Genomic DNA, 23,303 nt, shown 5'->3' on the forward strand with positions numbered 1-23,303 from the left:
CATTTCTTCCGCTTTCGGACGATCTGAGTCGACTCGAGCGCCTTCTCTCGTTTCTCCGCCCGACGCTCTTTGAGGGCACGTGCGGACTGTTTCGAACTTCTGACGGTGGACTTGTCAGCCATTGTCGGTCCTTTCCGAATCGGCAACCGCGAACTGACCTCGACCATACCCAACACAAGAATTAAGTCCAGTTCAGCTCTTCGTGACGACGGATCGTCGGTGACTCCGAGGTGCAAGGCGCGCAGTAAATTTCACGTAACTTGCTTATTCCTCACCCACGGCTATGGTGCATGGCAGCACTAGTCGCACCTACTTGGAGGACCGAAATGTGAACGCAGCTACCGATCGTCAGTGGGCGGTTCGTGACGCTGTTCTGCGTTGGCTTCTCGCGAAGACAACGGAGGGATATCGGAGTCCCATCCTGGACGCGGATGCCATCGGAGCGGAAGTCGGCTGGGTGGCCTCGAAGCTCACCAGTGACGAAGTGGCCGACGCCTCGATGTTCCTCTTCAAGGAGAACTATGTGACGGGCGTGCCGGTAATGGGTATCGGGATTCCACGACCGATGCTGACCGTCGCCGGACGTCGGGTGGCCAAGGCAGGCAAATCCCTCAGGTACAAGGACGACGCTCAGCAGGCGAAGTTGCGCCGGCGTTTGACCGTGCCGCTCGCAGAGACCTCCGCAACGACGGCAAGCTCCGGCGCATCAGGGACGGAGTTCGATCGGTAACGGATCGCGCACGCGTCACCGCCGCCGTGTCGAACCACACTGAATCACCGGCTGGGAGCCACCGGGTGCGTGTCGCGCCAGTGGCGGGCGATCTCGATCCGCCTGGCTACCCACACCTTCTCGTGGGACTGCACGTGGTCGAGGAATCGTTCCAGCGCGGCGGTGCGCGCGGGCCGGCCAACGATGCGGCAGTGCAGACCCACGGACAGCATCTTCGGCGCCCCCTCGGCGCCCTCCGCGTAGAGCACGTCGAAGGCGTCCCGTAGATGAGCGAAGAACTGCTCGCCGCTGGGAAAACCTCCCGGTGAGGCGAACCGCATGTCGTTCGTGTCGAGGGTGTACGGCACCACCAGGTGGTCGACCAGCCCCTTGCCTGGCGAATCCACCTTCACCCAGTACGGCAGGTCGTCGGCGTACGAGTCGGAGTCGTAGAGGAAACCGCCGTGTTCGACTACCAGTTCCCGGGTGCGAGGGGAGTCGCGGCCGGTGTACCAGCCGAGCGGCGACTCACCGGTCAGATCGCGCAGGATGTCGACCGCCTCCGCCATGTCCTTGCGTTCGGCGTCCTCGTCGGAAAGCTGATACGACTTCCACCACAGACCGTGGCTGGCGATCTCGTGGCCGAGTTCACGAAAGGCGCTGACGGCTTCTGGGTTTCGCTGCATGGCCTTCGCCACCGCGAAAATCGTCAGCGGCAGTCCTCGCCGCTCGAACACCCGTAGCACACGCCACAGTCCGGCGCGGGAACCGTACTCGTAGATCGACTCCATGCTCATGTGCCGGTTCGGGAACGGCTGCGCCCCCACCATCTCGGACAGGAACGTCTCCGACGCCCCGTCTCCATGGAGGACGTTGCTCTCGGCGCCCTCCTCGTAGTTGAGGACGAACTGGACGGCGATCTTCGCGCCGCCCGGCCACTGCGGGTCGGGGGGCTTCGGCCCGTACCCGACCAGGTCACGGGGATATTCGGAGTCGAATCCGTGGGTCATGACTGCAACCCTGCCCGACCGGCTTCGGTCAGGGAACCCCACAGCCGCAGCCGTGCCATGCCACCGTCCGGAAAGATGTCGAGCCGGGCCTGCGTGACCGGCTGATCGTTGTCGACGACGAACCGATGCCTGGTGTCCGGCTGCAGGCGTGTCCGGGGGAGGAGCTCCACCCAGTCGCCGTCGCCGTCGCGTCCCTGAATACTCGCCTCACCGGGCGCATTGCCGAGGAAGTACGAGGTGTCCAGTTCGGCCAGCGACACGATGCCCTGAGCGGCGAGAAGAATCTCTACCCAATCGTTGTTGTCGTCTCGTCGCCGAGAGGTTTCCCAGCCGTCGCCCATGACGCGAGCCGATCCAGGGAGCAGCATGTTCTGTGGTGATCCGTAGAACATGTTGGAGCAGGACATCACTCGTGCCCCGTTCTCCAGGGCAGCGAGATCCACCGGTCCGGCGTCGAGGAAGCGAAGATCCGGACGACCTTCGCCGTGCACGCGCAACCGGGCCACCCCGCCGTCCGGGTACAGGGTCAGTTTGACGTGCGTCCACCGCCGCGCCGAGTCCACCGGAAAGGGATTCTCGGTGTCCCCTCGAACTGGGCTGCGGCCGACGATGGTGGTCCACTGTGCGCCGACCACTTCGTCGGCCGACGGGTATCCGTCGATCGCCGCGGCTTCGACGGAAATTTCCGGTGGATAGTTGCCCGTGAACCATGCGGTGTCGACCACCACGCCCCGAATGACACCGGGAACCCCGAGGCGCACGATGGCCTCGTCGATGCCCGCGGTCCGGCGTCGGCGCGTCTCCCAGCCGTCGTAGATCTGGCCCTTGTGCCCGAACGTGGCCGACTGGTACACGGCCGCAGTCGGGCGGATCAGATTCTCGCGCTCGGCGAACAATTCGTCGTTCGCCCACACGACCGCGCCGCCGAGCGTGCGGACGGCCAAGTCCGGAAGACTGCGAAAGCTGGGCGGGGCAGGAGTGTTCGGAGTCACGATGGAGTACCTCCTGATCGGGCGTGGAGCAAGTGTAGGGCGTCGGCGATGCCGCCGGAGCGTCGCCGACCGGGTCCGGCCGCTCAGGTACCCGGGATCACCGTGCGGGAGACGAGGTTGTGGAGGACGTCGACCGTGCATCCGGGGGCTTGCGCCAGTACCACGTCCTCGTCGAACGCGCCGCAGGCGAGCCCGCGGAGAGCGACGGTGGCGAGGGCTTGTGCCGTGGCCGGTTCGTCCACCACGCCACCGCCCTGCCGATCGAGGTAGGCCTGCAGACGGGTCGCCGCGGCGGGCAAGGCACCCCGGTAGAAGTCGAAGGTGGCGAGCCAGCGGGTGATCAGATGCCCGGGATGCATGTCCCAGCCCTGGTAGTAACCGCGCTGGAGCGACCGGGTGACGAGCCGGTAGTGCCGGGACAATGCGGCGCGGACGTCGTCGTCGCTGCCCTGTGGGACGACCTGGGTGGAGCCGTCGCAGACCCACACCCCGGTCTGGGCCGCCGCCACCAGCATCACGGACTTCGCGTGGTCTGCCACCGGATGCTCGAGCGATTGGAAGCGAGACGCGATGCCGCAGGCCGCGCTGTAGTCGTAAGTGCCGTAGTGCAATCCGGTGCACCGGCCGTCGGCGAGATGAATTGCCTTGGCGACGGTGACGGTGCCGTCCGGGCCGATGACGGCCTGGGGGCTCTCGATCTGCAATTCGAAGTGCAGTGACCCGTCCGGCAACCCGTAGGCGCGTTCGAGTTCCTCGCACAGTGCCACGACAGCGGTGACCTGCGCCGCGGCGCGCAGCTTCGGGACGGTGAATACGAAACCGTTCGGAACGCCGCCCGCACCTTCGAGGACGAGCTCGAGAGTGCGGATCCCGCGGCGGCGTTCGTGGGGCGCCAATCCTTTGGCGCGAATCCCGAGGGATCGCGGGCCGTCGGGATCGGACGAGAGCAGGCGCAGTGTGCGCCCCGCGTCGAGCGCGGCGGCGTCCTCGATGTCATCGCTCCGCCATCCGTACCCGTCCTCGAAGTCGATGCGCAAGTCCATGACCGGACGGTTCTGCAACACCGTGCGGACATCGGGCAGAGCGTCGGTGGTTCCGAAGGATTCGAGCACATCGGCGTAGCGGTCCAGCAGCGCAACGGCCTGTTCCGACCAGCGCCGGGGGGTGTCGGGGCGCGCATCCGCCGCACTCACATAGACGGTGTGGATGGGCTGAGACTGCGGACGATCACCCGGAAAGTGTTGTGCAAGAGAGGTGTCGATGGGCCCGAGGAGGGCGTCGACGCGGTCGAAGCCGCTGTCCGGGAGCCGACTGAGGTACTGGGGGTTCACAGCACGATCTTGGCAGAAATGCCGGCATCGCGAGGAGTGGCAGATCCGAACTCCTGCCCTGGAGAGAAACCCTGCCCCGAAAGAACCCCGGCCCAGGGGAAACGGGCCGGGGTTCGATGACGGTGAAGGATATGGAGAGGAGGGTCAGTTGCTGCCCGGCCCGCTTCTCGTCGTCGCCACAGTGGTGGCAGGGCGGATTTTTGCGGCATTCGGGCCGCTCCACGCGCCGGCCGGTTGCGAAGAAATTGCGGGCGGGGCAGCAACGCCCTCGGGAAGTAAGCTCACGCTAGGGCATCACCATCCTTTCGACTCCGTGTTCCCTCTTCGTCGAGCGGTCATCATCCGCGCGGAGGGGAGCGCTGCGTCGCGTCGACTTCCGCTCCCGTGGCCTGCGCAGCCAGTTCCGTTCGCGTAGAGGGGACTCGGCCTGCAGAGGGAACGCGCTCGGCGCGGATCGCGACTCGTACCAGCGACACCACGGCGCGTGGCGTCAGCGCCTCGGCGAGAAGTCGATCAGAGTCGGCGATCGACAGGTCGTAGTCGATATCGCACCATCGGCGTTCGCTGCACAGCATTGCGTCGACCTCCGGAAACCCTCGTTGCTGACAGGTTACCTACAGCAGAAGCTGTAGATTCGTTATAGCAAACGCCTCAGCGTGCTGCAAGGGGCTGTGGCCGCGATTTTGTCCCAAATGAGAACATCCGGACATCTCACGCGGACTTGCTGCCGACTCCGGGGCGTGTGGGTTGCTGCAGCTCGTAGGTGATCAGGCGGGAGCTGTTGGCGACGACGGCGACGGAGGAGGCGTTGTGCAGAATGGCGGCGAGGACGGGCGACAAGGCGCCGCCGGCGCTGACGAGTAGGCCGATCGCATTGACCGCGATGGACATCGCGTAGTTCTGCTGAACCAATGCGACCGCGTGGGCACCGAGGTCGCGGACATCGAGGAGGCGGCGCAGGTCGTCGCTCGCGAGCGCCACGTCGGCGGTTTCGACGGCGACGTCGGTACCGGCCAGGCCCATGGCGATTCCGATGTTCGCGGCGGCGAGCGCCGGCGCGTCGTTGGTGCCGTCACCGACCATCGCGACGGTGTACCCGTTGTCCTGCAAACGGCGGACCGCGTCGAGTTTGTCTTCCGGCATCACCTCGGCCTGCCACTCGTCGATGCCCAGTTCCGCCGCCACCGCCGCGGCCGTCATCGGATGGTCGCCGGTGAGCATCACGATTCTTCGGATACCGTCCGCCCGCAACCGCGACAACACCTCGAGCGCCTCGGGCCGCACCTCGTCACGGAGACTGATCAGCCCCACCAGCTTGCCGTCGACCGCCAACAGCAGCGGCGTCTCGGCCCGCTGCTGGAGTTTGCGTACCCCGTCGGCGGCCCGCTTCGACACGCGGACGTTCTCGTCGCGCAGCAATCCTTCGCTGCCCAGGAGCAGCGTCCGCCCGTCCGCCCACGTGCGCATACCGAGGCCGACGAGGACCTCGCACTCTTCGTGCGGTGGGATCACGATGTGCCGTTCCTCGGTCGAGCGGATCACCGCCTCGGCGAGTGGATGCCGGGAATGAATTTCCGAGCTCGCCGCATAGGCAAGGACCCGTTCCGGCTCCCAATCCTTCGCAAAAGCAACCACATTCGTGACGATGGGGCGACCGATGGTCAGAGTGCCGGTCTTGTCGAAGACCATCGCATCGACGCATCCGGCCTGCTCCAGGTGCGATCCGCCCTTGATCAGGATGCCGCGCCGGGCACCGTTGCCGATAGCGGCGCTGATCGCCGTCGGCGTCGACAACCCGACCGCGCAGGGGCACGCGATCAACAGCATCGTCATGGCGCGGCGGACATCACGGGTCAGGACGAGGGTCAGCGCGGACAAGGCGAAGGATGCCGGCACGAAACGGCGGGAGAAATTTTCACCGACGGTCTGGATCGGGGCGCGGTGCTCCTGCGCCTGCTCGACCTGAGAGATGATGCGTCCGATCGTGGTTTCGTTGCCCACCGCGGTGGCCCGGATGACGAGCCGTCCGCGCAGCACCACCGAACCCGCGTGCACGAGGTGTTCGGCCGAGGTGGCGATCGGCAGCGTTTCACCGGTGATCGCGGACTGGTCGACGATCGCCTCACCCTCCACCACGACACCATCCACGGGTATCGCGACGTGATCGTGGACCACGACTTCGTCCCCCACCTGCAGCGAATCGACGTCCACCGAAACCTCGGTGCGGTCGGCCAGACGAATCCACGCGGTGTCCTGAGTGCCCTTGAGGAGATCGGAGATGGCGCGCCGGGTACGGCGCAGGGTGAGTTCTTGGAGGTACTCCCCGATGTTGAGCAACCACAGCACCGTCAGGGCCACCACGTTCTCCCGGAGAACCAGGCTGGCCACCGTCGCGGCGGAGACCAGAGCATCAGTGCCCGCCGTGCGGTTTCCGGTCAGAGTGCGGAGTGCTCCTTTGAGGAAGGGGTAGCCGGTGAAGATGGTCGCGCCGGTGGCGAACACGCGGCTGGTCGGGCCGAGTAGCGGTGCGCGGCGCAGTCCGTATCGGCGGACTCCGAGCACGAGCAGGGCGGCGCCGCCGATGGCCATCCGCACGATGTCGGCGTTACCGACGTCGGCCGAGCGAGGGGAGCGGTCCGGGACCAGCGCCCAGGGCGTCTCCTCGCCTGCAGCGATGGTGTCGAGCAACTCGGTGCGATCGAGCCGTTTCGGCGAATACCAGACCACCACCGACGCGGTCCGCGGATAGGCGTGCACGGCACGCACCCCGGCGAGCTTTTCTATCGAATCTTCCAGGGCGACGGCCCGTCCCACACTCGCGCGGAGCCACGGCAGATGCACGCGAATTCTGCCCGCCGCATCCGACAGGACTGCGACATCGTGCGAGACATGCGAGGCCGGCTCGGCGGACATGTCAGTGTGTGTGACCGTGACCGGTGTCGGGCTCCGCCGGCGGGGGAACTTCCTCGCCGATCCTGCCCTTGGCCTCGGCGATGACGTCGGCCACCTTCAGCCTTGCCGACTCCGCGCCCTCCTCCGCCTTCCGGGTCCCGCGTAGTCCCCACGCGGTCACGGTGACCGCAGTCTCGTGGAAGGGCGCCTTCGCGACCGCTTTGCGGGCCGCGTTGTACGCGGCGACACCGACAGCGCCGGTGACCACGGTGGAGGCAGCTTTGGCGAGCAGAATGTGAAGGGCCATGACCTATCGTTGCACCCACAGCTCGAAAATGGGATCTATTGCAGTAGCCGCGACATCATGCATCGCGCAAAGCTGACGTTTCCGCCGGTCGAGGCCTCCGCGAGGATGGGGGCCGGATCGCCTGCGTTCTAGGTCTTCGCGTGTGTTACATCCACGAAATATGGTTCGACGAGCACTATCTCGCCGAAGTGCGGCGAGCGCTGGCGCCGCAGGCTTACCCGGCGCTGTGGGCGACAGAACGAGTGAGCCGAATCGCGCGCCGCGCTCGATCAATGACGCCTACATGACCGCTCGAAACGCCGCAGCACTGGAGGCGGCGCTTGATCTGCATTGTCTGCGCCACTCCTATCTGCTCGCGAGCCGGGAGCTCACGCCACCAGGTGCCGGCGGCTTCCTACGCCAAAGGCACTCGAAGTGCCAGGGGGACCTTGCTTGCGTCCCCTGAATCAATTCACCGTTTCACACTGCCCGAACTCTCACGTCGACACGACGCGTCGAGCGGGACCGACTGGGGTAATACGAGGACAGGCGTGCCCGGTAGTCCGGAGTATCGGTCGTGCCCAGACCGCGCCGGTTCAGCATGGAGCCGGTGCGGCCGCCCACTCCTGCACCTCGCGGGCCTGTGACCCAGGCCTTCGTCGTCTCCGTCGTCGTGGGCGGCGGCCGTCGAGGTCCGCGAGAAAATGATCGGCGGCAAAATGTCCGGCGACAAACTCGAAGACCTGCTCAACCAGTACGCCCAGCAAGGATGGCGTCTCCAAGCAATAGCCTCGTCCGATGTCAAGGGCAGAATCGGCCCTGGCAGCGTGGAGGGACTGATGATCACCTTCGAACGCGAAGGCTGAGCAGGTCCGGACACCGATCAGCCGACGTGTTTTACGCGCCGAACATCACCTTCGCCGTGAGGCGGGGACCAGGCGAGGCCCCGGGAGCGAGGGAGTGGCTGCCATCCGATCGAGCACCGAGGTGCCGCATCCGCGGACCTTTCTCGACCGTGAGGTGGCGGTGCGCGGGTGGAAAGTGCGCAGCGAGAACTCGGCGTTGCGGAGCACCGTGCGGCGTGCCAGCCCCATCAGTACCGCCATGCCGGTCACGGCCATCCACATCGGCAACGGGTAGAGAGCGAGACGCTCCCCCAGGCCGAAATGCAGCGCCTGTCCCAGCATGAGGCCGGCGCCGACCACGCCCACGAGTGCGCACAGTGCGGACCACAGGGCGACCAGCCGCTTCTCGTGCCACATATGCCAGGCGATGAGCACGAGCACCACGTGGCGCGCCACGAAGCCCGGCAACACGGCCGACCAGTGGATGATCGTTCCATCGTTCGCCGGAAACAGTCCGGTGGCAGCAGTGCTGACCGCGATGATCACGGCAAGGGAGAGTATCCACTTCTTCTCCCGGCCACTTCGTATGTGTCGATGAAGAAACAGTGCACCGAGGAGGGTGAGCACCCCGAGCGCGACGAATGTCGAATTCATGACGTCGTGCATCGGTGAGCAGGATCCGACTTCGCAGGTCGTCACGCCCAGGGAGCTGATCGAGTCGTGCGCGAAGCTGTAAGGCGTGCTCCACGCCGCCGCGGTGAACACCTCCGCCAGCAAGTAGGCGAACGAAAGTACCCAGGCCGTGCCAGCAGCTGCGTGGCGCAGATTATCTGTTCTCGGTGATGGTCCGGCGCCGTGAGGATTGCTGATAGTGGATTCTCTCTGTCGAACCAGATATGTCGAGTGAGGCCGGAAAGCGGCCCGGATGATCTGCGTGGCCCTACGACCCGAACCTGAGGATGCTGCCCGAAATGTCTGCATGGTCAGCCTCCACTGTGTATCGGGTCGTACTACTGGCGCGCAATCGATCCGCGGTGTCTAGGTTGCCGACCTCTCCGCTCGTATTGGGGACCAAACCGTCCCCTCAGCCGTTTCGTCCGCTGACGACTGCTGACCGAGCGTGCCACAATGACCGCCAGTACGGCGATCACGACAATGACCGCGATCAGGATCCATCTCTTCAGACCTCCTCGTCCTTAGTACGGAATACCCAACCGACTATTTCGGAAACGGCGATTGCAGTATGCACCCCGCGGGTCGGCGAGAATCAATGCGGCAACCACCGGCACGCCCGATGTTCGAAACCTCGCTACGAAGAGGCCAGCGCTGCCGGCCATCCTGATACAACGAGACTCCCGGGGTGAGCTGGATGGCGTCGGGGGTCAGAACGGAACGGTGCAGTGGTGGAGGGATGGGTTCAGTTCACCGGTTCCGGAGCCGCGCGGCCGCCGGCCTGCCGCTTACCGTGTAGTAGCCGTCGTTCGCTTCTGCTCCGAGGGTCGAAAGGCGCGGAAGGGTTGCAGATCAAATCGCGTCGGTCCTCCAGGTCGCGACCGCCCAGATCACCACGGTGTTCAGGGCGATGATTGTCAGCGCCCACGCCGGGTAGTGCGGCAACCAAAGGAAATTGACGAAGATCGACACACCGCAGATCACCACGACCCCAGGCCGTGCCCATGTCGCATCGGCAAACAGGGCAATGCCAGTGACGATGCCGATCATGCCGAGCACCAGATGAGTCCATCCCCATACGATGAGGTCGAACTGGTAGGTGTACTCGATGTCGGTGACGATCATCTCGTCCGCGAAGATCACGGAAATGCTCTGCAAGACTTCGAGGATACCGACGGCAATGAGTAGAACAGCTGCGCCCCAGGATGTTCCCTGTTCGAGAACCTGTTTGACCCACGATTCCTTGGACATGACCGTTCCCTTCCCGGGAAACGTACAAAGTGCTCTGGTCTCGCTCATTGTTCTCCCTCAAAGCGGTGACGACAGCATTGTTTCCGAAATCCGGCGATCTTGGCCACTCGATCTCCGGCGCACGCCAGGCCTGGTCACCACCGTGATCGCCCTGCTTTACGCCTTCATCCCGGCCGGGATCACGCGCAGGGTCCCGCGCCCGCGACGGCCCGGCGGTCGGGATCCGTCGCATGATCGGCGTAACGGTTGGACCGGACCTGGCGAAGCCATCGAGTCGGCCACCGACGCCCTGGTCCGCGCCGATCTTCCGCTGGCCGAGCGGGTCTTCGACCTCACCGAGCAAATCGAGCGGTTACACGGTCCGTGTGAGGAGCAGGCGATGGCGTTGCTGGCGTTGCAGGCCAGTGAGAGGGTTTTTCGACAGGTGCTCGAACGACAGGGAAGAGGAGTACGTAATGATTCCTGGGTTTGGTACATACCTATCCCGGACGAATGGCGGTACACGCTGATCGTGCTGCAATCGCAGTGGATGGGACTGGGTTGATCTCTTCGAAACGTCTCGATGCCGATCGAAACAAATACTGCACATTTCGAATGCCGCACCTCCCCAGACAATCGCACGACGACGGGCTCTCGTCGTGCCCGGATCCGTCCTCACCCTAACGTTTCGGTTCCTTGACTCTGTTGCGCAAAAAGATGAGCGGGAGGACGAGCGTGGCGACGGCGGTGACGAGCCACACGATCAGTGTGGCGAAAACCCACGACTGCCACCCGGTGATGGACATGGCACCGAACAGGTTGACCAACACCAGCGAGACGAAGGTGGATACCAAACCGATTCCCCCGAGGAAAGCCGGAGCGTTTCGTTCGGTCACTTTGGTGATGAAGGGCGCGAGGATGCTTTGCGCCAACGCGAAGAGCACCACCGTGCCGATGAATCCTGCGGCGGTGATCGATACCTCGGGCAGGAGCCACACCGCCGCGAGAAGGCCGATCGCTGCCGAGCCGAGGAAGATGACGGCCTGGATGAGAAATCGAATCATGAGTCGATCCTTTGCGTCGCAGGGTCAACAGATCACGGTCAGGAGTACGCCCTCGCGGTGAAGGATCAGCGGTTCGGCAGGGGGCCGAGGGCCGCTGTTTTCTGACATACGTCATTGTCTCTCCCACGTGACCGTCTCGCGGCAAGTTGACGATCTCTGCGACTCGACCAGCGGCCGCGCGGCCCCCGCCGAATCCGGGAGGAATGCCTGACGTTCCGGCGCCTGCGTGCGACGATGGGAAGTACTTCGGGAGTGATGGGGTATGTCGAACCGCCGTGTGACGGGTGCAGCGATCTACACGGCCGCGCTGCTGGCGGCCGTAGCGACGGTCACGCTTGCCGTACGAGTGGTGCCCGCCTCGGATGCCGGGAGAAGCGCTCCCGAGCCGGGAACGGGTGCCACTCGGGCACTGATCGTCATTGCTGTCGTCGCAGTCGTGATCGCGGCGATCGCGCTCGCGGCTGCTCTGCACGGTGGGCGCCCCCGGATGGCCCCCGACGAGCCGGCGGCCGATGCGGTCGAGCGGGCACTCTCTGCGAAGTCGCGCAGACAGATCCTCGCGTGGACGGCCGGTGCCTGTGTCCTCGTGATCGCCGCGTATCTCCTCGGCTCCGCCGGTGGCAACGAGCCCCCGGCCCAGGAGGCTCCGGCCGCCGCCGAGTCCGGGGGCAACTCCGAATCACCGTCCGAAGCCACTCTGCCCGAGGAGTTGCGTCCCACGTCCGACAGCGCGCAAGCCCGCAGCGATCAAGCCGAATTATGGACTGCCGCAGCCATAGTCGGACCCGTGCTGGTCACCTTGCTCATACTCGGTGCGGCGGCCCGACGCCCTGTGGTCGTGGGCCGTGAGGTACCGACGCCGGTCGATATCGACACCGCCTCGGCCGCGGCGCAGTCGCTGGTGCGTGCGGCGGAGGAGGGTCTCGCGGCGGTCGTCACGACGGAGATGCCGCCACGGGAGGCCATCATCGCCAGCTACGCCGCCATGGAAGACGCCCTTCGGCGGGCGCCGGGCGCCGAACCCCGAGATTCGGATACGCCGTCGGAAGTGCTTGCCCGGGCGGTGCAACTCGGTGTGCTGCGCTCGGAGGCGGCAGCGCCGTTGGTTCGTCTGTTCGCCGAGGCCCGGTTCAGCCGGCATCCGATGGACGAACGTCACCGCGCCGAGGCGGTCGACCTGCTCAGGCGCGTGCTGGACGATGTCGGGGCGCAGCGCCGTGCGAATGACCTCGGGAGCAACACGTGCTCGCCATTGCCGTGATCGGTATCGCGGCAGTACTGGCCGTGGAGATTCCGCTCGTCGTATCCGGTCGGGACAACGTTGCGGTCGTGGTGGCGGGGGCCGTGACCGCCCTCGTGCTCTTCGAGGTTCGGCGGCGCATGTCACAGGAGGACGACGACGATGTGGTGGCGGGTCCGGAAGCCGATCGGGCCGAGGCGATGAGCCGCTGGCTGACGCGCACGGAGTCGCTGATCAGCTGGGCGGACGGCACCCGCGGAGACTGGGACCACCATCTGCGTCCACTGCTTGCCCGCGAATTCCAACAGTCCACCGGGCAGCGAAAGGGCGTCGACCCGGCCGCAACTACCGCCGCCGGGCGAGTGTTCTTCGGTGACCTGTGGCAGTGGGTGGATCCCGACGACGTCCGCCGCTCCGACCGGACCGAACCCGGCCCCGGTCGCGACGTGCTCGACCGGATACTTCAACGGCTGGAGTTGCTATGACCCTCCCCGCCCAGATGACCACCGCCCGCGCTCAGGCCGTTCTGGCGGAAGTCGAACGTGCCGTGGTGGGGAAACACGACGAACTGACGTCGATACTGCTCGCGGTCCTCGCGGGTGGCCACGTACTGATCGAGGATCTGCCGGGGCTGGGAAAAACTCTGGTTGCCCGGTCGTTCGCAGCCGCACTCGGGCTGGACTTCACCCGCGTGCAGTTCACCCCGGACCTGCTGCCTGCCGATCTGCTCGGCGCCACCATCTACGACATGCCGTCAGGTCGGTTCGAGTTCCGTCCCGGTCCCATCTTCACCAACCTTCTCCTGGCCGACGAGATCAATCGCACCCCGCCGAAAACCCAGGCTGCACTACTCGAGGCGATGGCAGAGGGGCAGGTGAGTGTCGACGGCACGACGCGGATCCTGCCGCGACCGTTCATCGTGCTGGCCACCGACAACCCCATCGAATACGAGGGCACGTATCCGTTGCCCGAGGCCCAGCTCGATCGCTTCGCCCTGCGGTTGCGGCTCGGGTACCTGACCGAGAAGCACGAGCAGGAGATGCTACAACGCCGTCTCGACCGGGGATCGGCTCCGGTGGTGGTCCAGCAGGTGGTCGACGCCGCGGATCTGCAGGCGATGCGCGAATCGCTCGAGGAGGTCAGTGTCCATCGTGACGTCCTCGGCTACGTGGTCGCTCTCGCAAATGCCACGCGTCAGCACCCGCAGGTCGAAGTGGGGGCCAGCCCACGTGCCGAATTGGACTTGGTGCAGTTGGCCCGGGCCCGGGCGCTCCTTGCGGGGCGCGATTTCGTGATTCCGGAGGATATCAAGGCGCTGGCAGTCCCCGCGGTCGCCCATCGGATCAGTCTGCGACCGGAAATGTGGGTGCGGCGTGTCCGCAGCGAGGATGTCCTGACCGAATTGCTCCGACGGCTGCCCGTGCCGAGGGCACGATGACCGAGCACGTTCTCACCCGGCACGACCTGACGTGGCGGGCGTCGCCCGCAGCCCGCACCCTCGCGACCTGTGCGGCCGTCGCGCTCACGGTCGCCGTGGTGGGCCGCTGGTGGGAGCTGATCGCGTTCGCGGCACCGATGCTCGGCGCTCTGGGCGCGGTGGTGTGGTTGCCGCCGCGGGCCACCGGAATCCGCGTCCGATCGGACACTCCCGCGTTGCGGTGCTTCGAATCGGAATCGGTGCAGTGCGAAGCCGAGGTGACGACGGTCGGCGGCGGCGCGCGGCTCGACGTGTCGCCTGCGCGCTCCGACGGCTACACGGTCGACGACGTCGGCGACGGGTATCGGATCACCGCCCACCGGTGGGGTCGCTACGAACCTGCACTGCACATCACGGCGCAGGCGTGCGGAGGTCTGCTCAGCGCAGCACTCGAGGTACCCGTGACCGAACTCCGGGTATTTCCGCTGGCGCCGCCGCTGCCGACCCCGCTGCCCCATCGCGCGCTTCCCGACCGGATCGGAGCGCACCGCACCCGCCGGTACGGGTCCGGCGTCGAATTCGGTGACATCCGGCCGCATTCACCGGGAGATCCACTGCGAAGCATCAATTGGCGGGTCAGTGCCCGACGTGGGCGACTGCACGTGACGGAGCGGATCATGGACCGCGCAGCCGACGTCGTCGCCGTGCTCGACACCACGCCGCAGGCGCCCGGCCCTGCAACGGACAGCCTGCAGCGCACCGTCCGTGGCGCCACCCAGGTGGTGCAGTCGGCACTGCAACGGGGAGATCGGGCCGGGGTGGTGGTCAGTGGCTCGCGCCTGCGGTGGCTCGGTGCCGACATCGGGCGTCGCCAGTTCTACCGCATTCTCGACACTGTTCTGGACGCCGGCGGCACGTCCGGTGGCACCCTTGTTCCGCGGGCAGCGCTACCACCCACTGCCGTGGTGATCGCCTTCTCCACCATGCTCGACACCAACTTCGCGCTGTCGCTGCTCGAGCTGCGCCGCCGGGGCCACGTCGTCGTCGCCGTCGACGTACTGCGAGGTCCGCCGTTCGAGGTCGAACTCGATCAGATGTCCGCCCGGATGTGGAAGCTCGAACGACGGAACATGTACCGGAACATGAGTGTTCTGGGTGTCCCCGTGGTCGCGTGGGAAGACGACTTGGCATTAGATCTCGCCCTCACTCTTGCGGATCGAGCTCAGCGCCCTCAGGGGGTGGCCAGGTGAAGTGGGCCGCAGTTCTGGCAGTGCAGGGAGCGATGGTCGCACTCGTCCTGGGCGATGCGTCCGTTCTGGCAGCCGCGACGGCGGGTATCGCGGCAACCGCGCTGCTTCTCGTCGCATTTACGGGACCGGCACCCGGATTTTGGACGCTGATGGTGTGCGCGGCAGTGGCGGGTGCTCCCGCCTACCTCGTCACCACAGTCCCGGTGGGTCCGCGATGGTGGTCGTTGCTCGGACCGGTTGCCGTCGTGGTGTTGTTCTGCATCGCCGTGGCTCCCTACGTCCGGAAACGCAGCACCGCTCAGAATCGGCGGATGCTATAGACGTGGAACTGTGACAGCGGGGCAAGGCCCACAGGCACTCCGCGTCCGTAGGCATTGAAGACCTGGCCGAAGCCGGCATAGATACCGATGTGCGACGCATCCGGATTGAGAACCACGATGTCGCCGGGAGCGAGCGCCCACAACGGTATCCGGGCGCCCACCTCGGCCTGCTCCCATGTGGTACGCGGAAGCCTGACTCCCGCTTGCCGGAATGCCCACTGCACGAGTCCCGAACAGTCCCAGGCATCCGGGCCCGTTCCGCCCCAGAGGTAGGGCTTACCGGTCTGGGTGACCGCTGCCGCCAGCGCGGCGAGACCGGTGGGCGTCGGAATCGGCGTGGGGAGAATCGCGGATCCGCTGGAACTGCCCGCTGTGCTTCCACTGTCGGCGCTGCCGGCGACCGGTGCCGCATGGGAGGGAAACGCCGTCAGGGCGGCCGCGCAGAAGGTCAGTGCTCCCGCTATCACTGCGCGTCGTACGGGAAGATGCCAGCGCTGGGACACGGAGTCCCCCTTCGTTTGCTCCTGCTCCGTGGAAGGCGTGCACCACCTGTTCCCCCGGCGGTACACGCCCATATTGCGTCACGGGAAGCGTACAAAGTGTCGCGCGAGTGTGCTTGGCATTTGCCGATATCCGCGCCGAAGCGCCGGTACGGCCCCGGCCGTCACCGCTCGGCGATGGTAAGCACCACGTCGGCCAGGGCAGGGGCGTGATCACGCTCGGGAACGGTGGCCGAGATCAGCAGGAGCCCGGGCTCTTTCCAGATGCGGGCGCGCAACGTCTCGCCGGGAAACACCACACCTGCGAATCGTGCTCGGAAGCCCGCGACCAGCGACGCGTCGGAGTCCAGCATCGTGTCGACCACCGCCTTGCACACCATCCCGTAGGTGCACAGCCCGTGAAGAATCGGCGCCGGAAAACCGGCGGCGGCCGCGAACTGCGGATCGGAATGCAAGGGATTGCGGTCACCACACATTCGATACATCAACGCCTGTTGCGGCAGCACAGGAATGTCGACCTCGGCGTCGGACGGGCGGTCCGGCAACTCGACGGACTGCGACGGCCCGCGCTCGCCGCCGAATCCACCCTCGCCGCGGGCGAAGATGGACGAGCGGCTGGTCCAGAGGGGCGCACCGTCGACGTCGGTGGTGGCCGACTCCTGGACGATGACCGCGGCCTTTCCCTTGTCCCACACCTCCGCGATGCGGGTTGTCGTGCGAGCCTTACCCTCCGGCGGAAGCGGCCGGTGCACGGTCACCTCCTGGCTGCCGTGGACCACTTTCGCGAGATCGATGTCGACACCGGGGAAGGACACCTGCGGAGCGTCGACGGCATGAAAATTGGCCGCGACCGTCGCGAAAGTCGGTAACACCTGAGGAGTGCGGTCCGTGAGGTAGCACAACTCCTTCTCATCCAGCGGACGGGAACCCGCACCGAGGGCGAGATGGTAGTGCTGCACGTCGGACGCGGTCCAGGCGAACTCGAGCGTGGGCAGTTCGGCGCCGATGGCGATCTTCGGGTCAATAGGCATGCGGGGCGTCCCCCTTCTGTGTGAGGGGGATGGTCGAGACCACCGTGTCGGATTCGTGCTTGCTCATGTAGAACACGTTATAGAATGATGGGGTTGTCGGTCCATTCTCACTGCCAGGAAGTGTCGGGGACGACAGCGCACCGAACAAGAACACGTGGCATCGAATGTTTCGGGCGTGCGCACTCACGTCAGTTTTCAGGGAAGGCACACAGAACATGCTCTCGAACCAACTACGCACCGAGTTGGCCGATCAGCTCGACGCCGCAGAGCGCAGTCGCATTCCCGTCGGGCCCCTGACCGCCGCCCATCCGGACATCGACGTCGTCGACGCATACGAGATCGCGTTGATCAACATCCGCCGCCGGCTGCAGCACGGCGCGAAGGTTGTCGGGCACAAGGTAGGTCTGTCGTCTCTCGCCATGCAGCAGATGATGGGTGTCGACGAACCCGACTACGGACATCTGCTCGCCGACATGGAGGTGTTCGAGGACCAACCCGTCGACACGGCTCGGTTCTGCTACCCGAGAGTCGAGGTGGAGGTGGCTTTCGTCCTCGGCGCCGATCTTCCGGGAGCGGACTGCACCGAGCAGGATGTCGTCGATGCCACAGTGGCGTACGCGCCGTCCATCGAGTTGATCGACAGCCGCATCAAGGACTGGAAGATCGGCCTGGCCGACACTATCGCCGACAACGCGTCTTCCGCAGGGTTCGTGCTCGGCACCGACCGGGTGCGCCCGTCCGACATCGACATCAAGGCCATCGACGCCGTCCTGACCCGCAACGGTGAGCTCATCGCCGAGGGCCGCAGCGATGCGGTGCTCGGCAACCCGGTGACGGCCGTCGCCTGGCTGGCGCGGAAGGTCGACAGTTTCGGCGTTCGATTGAGAGCCGGCGACATCGTGCTTCCCGGTTCGTGCACCCGCGCCATCGACGCTCGTCCCGGCGATCACTTCCGAGCCGAGTTCAGTGGACTCGGAACCGTCTCTCTGCAGTTCAAGTAGGAGTTGTATTCATGACCAAGGCAAGTGTGGCGATCGTCGGTTCGGGCAACATCAGCACCGACCTGCTCTACAAACTGCAGCGATCCGAGTGGCTCGAGCCGCGATGGATGATCGGCATCGATCCTGACAGCGAGGGCCTCGCCCGGGCACGCAAGCTGGGTCTGGAGACGTCCGCCGAGGGCGTCGACTGGTTGCTGAACCAGCCGGAGAAGCCCGACCTGGTGTTCGAGGCGACCTCCGCCTACGTGCACCGCGAGGCAGCGCCCCGATACGAGGCAGCAGGCATCCGGGCGATCGACCTGACACCGGCCGCGGTCGGGCCCGCCGTCGTTCCGCCGGCCAACCTGCGTGAACACCTCGGTGCCCCCAACGTCAACATGATCACCTGCGGGGGGCAGGCAACCATCCCGATCGTGTACGCGGTGTCCCGGGTCGTGTCCGTGCCCTACGCCGAGATCGTCGCCTCGGTCGCGTCGGTCTCCGCCGGCCCCGGCACCCGCGCCAACATCGACGAGTTCACCAAGACCACCAGCCGTGGCATCGAGACCATCGGCGGAGCGCAGCGCGGCAAGGCCATCATCATCCTCAACCCGGCCGACCCGCCGATGATCATGCGCGACACGATCTTCTGCGCGATCCCCGAGGACGCCGACCGGGCCGCCATCACCGAATCCATCCACCGCGTCGTCGCGGACATCCAGCAGTACGTCCCCGGTTACCGGCTGCTCAACGAACCGCAGTTCGACGACCCCAGCGTCGTGTCCGGCGGACAGGCCACGGTCACCACCTTCGTCGAGGTCGAGGGCGCAGGCGACTTCCTGCCCCCGTACGCGGGCAACCTCGACATCATGACCGCAGCGGCAACCAAGGTGGGCGAAGAGATCGCCCAGAAGCTCCTGAGCGTGGAGGCGTGAGCACGATGGTCCACTTCGACCCCAGCTGGGACATTCGCGTCACCGACACGTCGTTGCGAGACGGCTCCCACCACAAGCGCCATCAGTTCACCGGTGACGAGGTGCGGGCGATCGTCGGCGCCCTCGACAATGCGGGAGTGCCCGTCATCGAGGTCACTCACGGTGACGGGTTGGGCGGTTCGTCGTTCAACTACGGCTTCTCCAAGGTGCCCGAGCAGGAACTCATCTCCATCGCCGTCGACACGGCGAAGAACGCGAAGATCGCCTTCCTGATGCTGCCCGGTCTGGGGATCAAGGACGACATCATCGTCGCCCAGGACAACGGCGCGTCGATCTGCCGGATCGCGACCCATTGCACCGAGGCGGACGTCTCGATCCAGCACTTCGGACTGGCCCGCGAGCGCGGCCTCGAAACCGTCGGTTTCCTCATGATGGCCCACTCCATTGCGCCGGAGAAGCTCGCCAAGCAGGCGCGGATCATGGCGGACGCCGGATGCCAGTGCGTCTACGTCGTCGACTCGGCCGGTGCCCTCGTCCTCGAGCAGGTGTCCGACCGGGTCGAAGCGCTGGTGCAGGAACTGGGGTCGGACGCGCAGGTGGGGTTCCACGGCCACGAGAACCTCGGTCTCGGAGTGGCCAACTCGATAGCCGCGGTGCGCGCGGGAGCTAAGCAAATCGACGGCAGCACAAGACGGTTCGGAGCCGGTGCCGGCAACGCCCCCGTCGAGGCGTTCGTGGGAGTGTGCGACAAGATCGGCGTCAAGACCGGTATCGACTTCTTCGCGATCGCCGACGCCGCCGAGGACGTGGTCCGGCCGGCGATGCCTGCCGAGTGTCTCCTCGACCGCCAGGCGCTGATGATGGGGTACGCAGGCGTGTACTCGAGCTTCCTCAAGCACGCCGAACGCCAAGCCGAGCGGTACGGCGTCTCGTCCGCCGAACTCCTCGTCCGCGCAGGCAAGCGCAAGCTCGTCGGTGGGCAGGAAGATCAGCTCATCGACATCGCGCTGGAGCTGCAAAAAGAGCGCCTGTGAGTGCGGCTACGCCGCCTGTGAGTACTTGTTAACCGCGGGCGGTTTGTGCTGTCTACGTTGATATGAGACACGGGTGTCTACGTAGATGCGAGACAGATTTTAGGCGGGTTGGAGTTGTCCTTGGTAGCGCTTGGTGTGGTCGAGGTGTAGGTGTCCGATCACGTTGCCGTCGGCGGTGTAGGCGGTGACGTGGTCGTCGTCGTGGAGCAGGGTGATGGTCTGCCCGGCTCTGCGCCGGCCGACGCTCAGTCGGGTGTGGGAGTCGATGCACACGGTGCCGGCGGAGGAGACGATCAGGGCGTGCACGGTGGCGTCGTGTTGGATCGGAAGTGCTTGTGGCCCACCGAGGAGTGGCGCGTTCTGCCAGGCCTGCAGTGGCGGCATCTTGACCGCACTGTGCGGGCGGTCGGTGTTGTAGAACCGCTGGTAGGTGTCGCAGAGCTGCTGCAGTTCGATCAGAGTGGTCGGTTGGGTGGGGTGAGTGGCCAACCATTGCTTGAAGGTGCGGTGGTGGCGTTCGACCTTCCCGCAGGTCTGTGGGTGGTATGGGGTGGAGTGGATCAGCCGCGCCCCGGCCCGCTTCACGACCCGGGTGAAGCCCGAGGTGCCGCCCTTGGTGCGGCGGGAGGTGAACGCGCTGCCGTTGTCGGCGAGTACCAGTGCCGGAACCCCGAAGTCGGTGAACGCGGCGGTGATCGCCGCGATCGCCCCGGCGGCGGTCTCGGCGTCCGCGACCCGGGTGGCGACCAGGGTGCGGGTGCAGTCGTCGAGGACCTCGAAGACGGTGGCCTTGGCTCCGGTCGCCAACCGAACTTCGGTGGCGTCGATCTGATAGCAGTCGCGGGGTTTGCGGTAGCAGAACCGGCGGTAGGACGATTTCGGGCGTTTCTTCGGCTCGGGGACGACCAGGTGGTAGCGGGAGAGGATCTTGTTGATCGTGGCCCGGGACGGGATGGTCCAGCCCTGCTCGGACCAGTGTTGTTTCTCGGCGACCGCGTTCAGGTGGTAGGCGATGGTGTCGGCGCCGCGCTCGTGATGGGGCAGGTTGAGGCGAAGCCGCACGATCTCGGCCTCCACCTCCCACGCGGTGGCGTGTGGGCAGGAGGTGGGCCGGCGGGACCGGGCGGTCCACCGGCCGTCCTCCTCGATCCGTTTCTTGTGCCGGTAGGCGGTGGCGCGGGAGATCCCGTGGTCGGTGCACCAGCGGGCGAAGTTCCCGTCGAACATGTCGGCGCCGGTGGTCTGCGAGACCACCAGCAGGGCGTGTAGCAGTTCCATGACGGCTTCCGTTCCGGTCATGAACCAAGTCCACGACCAGTCAGGTGCCTCATACCTCAATCGACAGCAGCGTGTCTCACATCTGGGTGGACATCATCTGTCTCACATGTCCCCAGACTCAACAAACCGCGGGCGGTTAACAAGTACTCACAGGTCAGTGGGCTGTTTCCCAGAGCCCGACGACGTTGCCTTCGGTATCGGTGAAGTAGGCGGCGAACCCCATCGTGCCGACGGGTGTCCTGCCGGTGACCGTCTTCCCGCCGAGCGATTCGACCTTCTCCAGTGCGGCGTCGATGCTCTCGACGTCGACGACGACGACGGGGGAGGCCACCTCGTCGCGCTGCATCATGCCGCCGTTGATGAACCCGGGCTCGGTGGGCATTCCGCTCTCGCCCACCGGTCCGGTGGTGACCATGCTGTAGTCCATCTCCGGGATCTCGGCGATGGCCCAGCCGAACGCGTCACGGTAGAAGGTGCGGGCGCGCTCACCGTCGTCGAAGGGGATCTCGAAATGCACGATTCGGCCTGTCATGGGTTGCCTCCGGCTCGGCGGAAACCGCCGTGTCCGACGGCACTTTTCAGCGTAAGTCGCCGGGTTCGCAGGCGAAAGGGGTACGCACAGCTTCGCCCGATGTGCCATCGGGCGCAGTCGAACTGCACCCCTGTCACATCGGGCGAGAGCAGGGTGGAACCGGACGGCTACTCGAGGTGATCGCGCACGTCGATGAACCCCTCCATCACCGCGTGGTTGATGCTGTCCCACAGCCGCGGGCAGCCGTCCTGAAGGGCGGTGGGCTGCCCCTCCGCGGCCCGGTCGCGAAACGTCGGACACGTCTTCGCCGGGTCGCTCGTCCATTGGACGCTGGTGTGTTTGAGACTGTTCTTGCGCACCAGGACGCAGGTGCCGCAGGTGCGGCACTCGACCTCGTTCATTCCGTCGTCGAGGTAGTTGGCCTTGTCGGCCATCGTCTGCGCATGAATGGCCTCGAGCCGAGCAGGTTGCCCGGCGTAGTCGGGAGCTTTGGCCCATTCGGTCGAGGCACTCATGATCAGACCTGCGCTTCCTTGTTCTCGGAGCCGGCGGTCACCGTCTGTTCCGCGGCCTCTCGCTCGGCCTTCTGCCGGGCCAGGTTTTCCTCCACCTCGTGCTGCCAGGCCTCGTTGGCCTTGGTGGTGTCGACCTCGAACTCGAAACGTTGCGTCATCTTTTCGGTGACGTCGGCGACATCGACGTAGAACTGGTCGTACCACCGTCGCAGCTGGTAGACCGGGCCGTCCTCGTCGCACAGCAGGGGGTTGTCGATCTTGGTCTTGTTCTTCCAGATTTCGACGTCCTGCAGGAAGCCCTCGGCGATGCCCTCGGTGAACTTGGCCGCCAGCTTGTCGGCGGTGTCGTCGTCGATGCCGGTCGGCTTCTTGACGGTGACGCCGTACTGGAGCATGAACGAATTGTTCGTCACCGGATAGTGGCAGTTGATGAGGACGCTCTCGACCTCGTACCCGCCGTAGCTGTTCCACAGCGGATTGATCATGTAGGACGGCCCGTAGTACGCGGCCTCGGAGCGCAGCAGCGACTCCATGCCGTACTGCGTCGCCATCCCCACGTCGGGGCGACCCTTCGTGTTGAGGTACTGGGTCGCGATGTGGCCTTCGAAGACGTTCTTGAAGTACGTCGGAAATGCGTAGTGGATGTAGAAGAAGTGCGCCATGTCGACCACGTTGTCGATGATCTCGCGGCAGTTGGCACCCTCGATCAGCATCGAGTTCCAGGTCCAGTCGGTCCATTCGTCGCTGTATGCGCCGTCGATCCGGGGGATGGTCACCTCGTCGGGCGGCGGATTGCCCTCGGGGTCGTTCCAGACGAAGAGCTGTCCGTTCCGTTCCAGCGTGGTCCACGACCGCGTGCGCGCGATCGGCGGCACCCGGCGTGCGTAGGGAATGCTCGTGCACTTGCCGTTGCCACCCCAGCGCCAGTCGTGGAACGGGCACGCCACGGAATCGCCCTTGACCGAACCCTGGGAGAGGTCGCCGCCCATGTGACGGCAGTAGGCGTCCAGAACTTTCAGTTCGCCTTTGCTGTCGGCGAAGACTACGAGCTTGGTGCCGAAAGCCAGGACCGAATGCGGATTGCCGTCCTTGAATGTCTTGGTCAAGCCGAGGCAGTGCCAACCACGCGCGAAGCGGGTCTGGACAGTGCCTACATCGATCTCGCGAATCTGCGCCATTGTGCCCTCACATCCCTTCATGCTGTCAGTAGAACACGTTATAGAAGTTCCCCACGATTCGC

Annotated in this window: 24 protein-coding genes and 2 pseudogenes; 11 read left to right on the plus strand and 15 right to left on the minus strand. The window is 65.6% G+C overall.

From position 1 onward, the window contains the following. The first annotated feature begins 328 nt into the window (after positions 1 to 328). On the plus strand, positions 329 to 730 hold the full coding sequence (locus GFS60_RS04050) for a serine recombinase (protein WP_159919081.1): 402 nt from the start codon (positions 329 to 331) through the stop codon (positions 728 to 730). Positions 731 to 774: 44 nt separating this feature from the next. Here GFS60_RS04050 and puuE read toward each other — a convergent pair whose 3' ends face one another. The 6 genes from puuE to GFS60_RS04080 form a co-directional block, all read right to left on the minus strand. Beyond that, positions 775 to 1,719 carry an allantoinase PuuE gene (puuE, locus tag GFS60_RS04055; protein ID WP_159919082.1) on the minus strand — a complete coding sequence of 315 codons (945 nt, stop codon included), beginning with the start codon at positions 1,717 to 1,719 and terminating at the stop codon, positions 775 to 777. Next, positions 1,716 to 2,711: an allantoicase gene (alc, locus tag GFS60_RS04060; RefSeq protein ID WP_201453500.1), complete on the minus strand. Its 996-nt coding sequence runs from the start codon at positions 2,709 to 2,711 to the stop codon at positions 1,716 to 1,718. Before alc ends, puuE begins: the two co-directional genes overlap by 4 nt. 83 nt (positions 2,712 to 2,794) lie before the next feature. After that, positions 2,795 to 4,042 (minus strand): DUF6986 family protein, encoded by a 1,248-nt coding sequence (locus tag GFS60_RS04065; RefSeq protein WP_159919084.1) that lies wholly within the window; start codon positions 4,040 to 4,042, stop codon positions 2,795 to 2,797. Between the two features lie 338 nt (positions 4,043 to 4,380). Then, positions 4,381 to 4,617: a hypothetical protein gene (locus GFS60_RS04070; RefSeq protein ID WP_159919085.1), complete on the minus strand. Its 237-nt coding sequence runs from the start codon at positions 4,615 to 4,617 to the stop codon at positions 4,381 to 4,383. A 136-nt stretch (positions 4,618 to 4,753) separates the two neighbouring features. Further along, a complete protein-coding gene (locus GFS60_RS04075) occupies positions 4,754 to 6,955 on the minus strand; it encodes a heavy metal translocating P-type ATPase (RefSeq protein ID WP_159919086.1) in 2,202 nt (733 codons plus the stop codon). 1 nt (position 6,956) lies between these two features. After that, on the minus strand, positions 6,957 to 7,241 hold the full coding sequence (locus tag GFS60_RS04080; RefSeq protein WP_159919087.1) for a DUF1490 family protein: 285 nt from the start codon (positions 7,239 to 7,241) through the stop codon (positions 6,957 to 6,959). A 665-nt stretch (positions 7,242 to 7,906) separates the two neighbouring features. Between GFS60_RS04080 and GFS60_RS04085 the strand changes: the two are divergent. Next, a pseudogene (locus GFS60_RS04085) lies at positions 7,907 to 8,086 on the plus strand (DUF4177 domain-containing protein); the annotation flags it as partial. 45 nt (positions 8,087 to 8,131) lie between these two features. On the opposite strand, the gene GFS60_RS04090 reads toward GFS60_RS04085, so the two are convergent. Together GFS60_RS04090 and GFS60_RS04095 are read right to left on the minus strand one after the other, a co-directional pair. Continuing rightward, a complete protein-coding gene (locus GFS60_RS04090) occupies positions 8,132 to 8,719 on the minus strand; it encodes a DUF998 domain-containing protein (protein WP_236603369.1) in 588 nt (195 codons plus the stop codon). Positions 8,720 to 9,589: 870 nt separating this feature from the next. Then, the gene (locus GFS60_RS04095) at positions 9,590 to 9,988 is read right to left on the minus strand and encodes a DUF7144 family membrane protein (protein WP_159919089.1); all 399 of its coding nucleotides are present in this window, start codon (positions 9,986 to 9,988) and stop codon (positions 9,590 to 9,592) included. A gap of 259 nt (positions 9,989 to 10,247) precedes the next feature. On the opposite strand from GFS60_RS04095, the pseudogene GFS60_RS04100 reads away from it, so the two are divergent. Further along, positions 10,248 to 10,418, plus strand: a pseudogene (locus GFS60_RS04100) (PhoU domain-containing protein); the annotation flags it as partial. Positions 10,419 to 10,647: 229 nt separating this feature from the next. Here the strand turns inward: GFS60_RS04100 and GFS60_RS04105 are convergent. Further along, the gene (locus GFS60_RS04105; protein WP_159919090.1) at positions 10,648 to 11,031 is read right to left on the minus strand and encodes a hypothetical protein; all 384 of its coding nucleotides are present in this window, start codon (positions 11,029 to 11,031) and stop codon (positions 10,648 to 10,650) included. 262 nt (positions 11,032 to 11,293) lie between these two features. Here GFS60_RS04105 and GFS60_RS04110 point away from each other — a divergent pair, with 262 nt between their 5' ends. From GFS60_RS04110 to GFS60_RS04130, 5 genes are read left to right on the plus strand one after another with little or no spacing between them, the layout of a single operon-like run. Continuing rightward, on the plus strand, positions 11,294 to 12,292 hold the full coding sequence (locus tag GFS60_RS04110; protein WP_159919091.1) for a DUF4129 domain-containing protein: 999 nt from the start codon (positions 11,294 to 11,296) through the stop codon (positions 12,290 to 12,292). Continuing rightward, positions 12,274 to 12,756, plus strand: a complete 483-nt coding sequence (locus tag GFS60_RS04115; protein WP_109326645.1) for a hypothetical protein — start codon at positions 12,274 to 12,276, stop codon at positions 12,754 to 12,756. The genes GFS60_RS04110 and GFS60_RS04115 overlap by 19 nt, the downstream gene beginning before the upstream one ends. Next, positions 12,753 to 13,709: an AAA family ATPase gene (locus GFS60_RS04120; protein WP_159919092.1), complete on the plus strand. Its 957-nt coding sequence runs from the start codon at positions 12,753 to 12,755 to the stop codon at positions 13,707 to 13,709. Before GFS60_RS04115 ends, GFS60_RS04120 begins: the two co-directional genes overlap by 4 nt. Continuing rightward, positions 13,706 to 14,938 (plus strand): DUF58 domain-containing protein, encoded by a 1,233-nt coding sequence (locus GFS60_RS04125; protein WP_159919093.1) that lies wholly within the window; start codon positions 13,706 to 13,708, stop codon positions 14,936 to 14,938. Before GFS60_RS04120 ends, GFS60_RS04125 begins: the two co-directional genes overlap by 4 nt. After that, positions 14,935 to 15,258, plus strand: a complete 324-nt coding sequence (locus GFS60_RS04130; protein WP_159919094.1) for a hypothetical protein — start codon at positions 14,935 to 14,937, stop codon at positions 15,256 to 15,258. The genes GFS60_RS04125 and GFS60_RS04130 overlap by 4 nt, the downstream gene beginning before the upstream one ends. On the opposite strand, the gene GFS60_RS04135 is transcribed toward GFS60_RS04130, so the two are convergent. Then, positions 15,237 to 15,761, minus strand: coding sequence for a C40 family peptidase (locus GFS60_RS04135; RefSeq protein ID WP_236603370.1), 525 nt, complete (start codon positions 15,759 to 15,761; stop codon positions 15,237 to 15,239). The genes GFS60_RS04130 and GFS60_RS04135 overlap by 22 nt on opposite strands. Positions 15,762 to 15,922: 161 nt before the next feature. After that, positions 15,923 to 16,789, minus strand: coding sequence for a MaoC/PaaZ C-terminal domain-containing protein (locus GFS60_RS04140; protein ID WP_159919096.1), 867 nt, complete (start codon positions 16,787 to 16,789; stop codon positions 15,923 to 15,925). 215 nt (positions 16,790 to 17,004) lie between these two features. On the opposite strand from GFS60_RS04140, the gene GFS60_RS04145 reads away from it, so the two are divergent. Genes GFS60_RS04145 through dmpG form a run of 3 tightly spaced genes read left to right on the plus strand, consistent with a single transcriptional unit; the run spans position 17,005 to position 19,738 of the window. Next, positions 17,005 to 17,790, plus strand: a complete 786-nt coding sequence (locus GFS60_RS04145; protein ID WP_159919097.1) for a 2-keto-4-pentenoate hydratase — start codon at positions 17,005 to 17,007, stop codon at positions 17,788 to 17,790. A gap of 11 nt (positions 17,791 to 17,801) precedes the next feature. Continuing rightward, entirely contained in the window at positions 17,802 to 18,704 is a 903-nt protein-coding gene (locus GFS60_RS04150; RefSeq protein WP_159919098.1) for an acetaldehyde dehydrogenase (acetylating), read from the plus strand. Positions 18,705 to 18,709: 5 nt separating this feature from the next. Further along, positions 18,710 to 19,738 carry a 4-hydroxy-2-oxovalerate aldolase gene (dmpG, locus tag GFS60_RS04155; RefSeq protein WP_159926855.1) on the plus strand — a complete coding sequence of 343 codons (1,029 nt, stop codon included), beginning with the start codon at positions 18,710 to 18,712 and terminating at the stop codon, positions 19,736 to 19,738. Between the two features lie 99 nt (positions 19,739 to 19,837). On the opposite strand, the gene GFS60_RS04160 is transcribed toward dmpG, so the two are convergent. The 4 genes from GFS60_RS04160 to GFS60_RS04175 form a co-directional block, all read right to left on the minus strand. Continuing rightward, entirely contained in the window at positions 19,838 to 21,037 is a 1,200-nt protein-coding gene (locus GFS60_RS04160; protein ID WP_236603167.1) for a DDE-type integrase/transposase/recombinase, read from the minus strand. Positions 21,038 to 21,170: 133 nt separating this feature from the next. Continuing rightward, a complete protein-coding gene (locus tag GFS60_RS04165) occupies positions 21,171 to 21,548 on the minus strand; it encodes a VOC family protein (RefSeq protein ID WP_159919099.1) in 378 nt (125 codons plus the stop codon). A gap of 167 nt (positions 21,549 to 21,715) precedes the next feature. Then, positions 21,716 to 22,063 carry a hypothetical protein gene (locus tag GFS60_RS04170; protein WP_159919100.1) on the minus strand — a complete coding sequence of 116 codons (348 nt, stop codon included), beginning with the start codon at positions 22,061 to 22,063 and terminating at the stop codon, positions 21,716 to 21,718. Positions 22,064 to 22,065: 2 nt separating this feature from the next. Next, positions 22,066 to 23,241: a Rieske 2Fe-2S domain-containing protein gene (locus GFS60_RS04175; protein ID WP_159919101.1), complete on the minus strand. Its 1,176-nt coding sequence runs from the start codon at positions 23,239 to 23,241 to the stop codon at positions 22,066 to 22,068. Positions 23,242 to 23,303 lie beyond the last annotated feature (62 nt).

This window comes from Rhodococcus sp. WAY2, assembly GCF_009859915.1.
Lineage (GTDB): Bacteria > Actinomycetota > Actinomycetes > Mycobacteriales > Mycobacteriaceae > Rhodococcus_F > Rhodococcus_F oxybenzonivorans.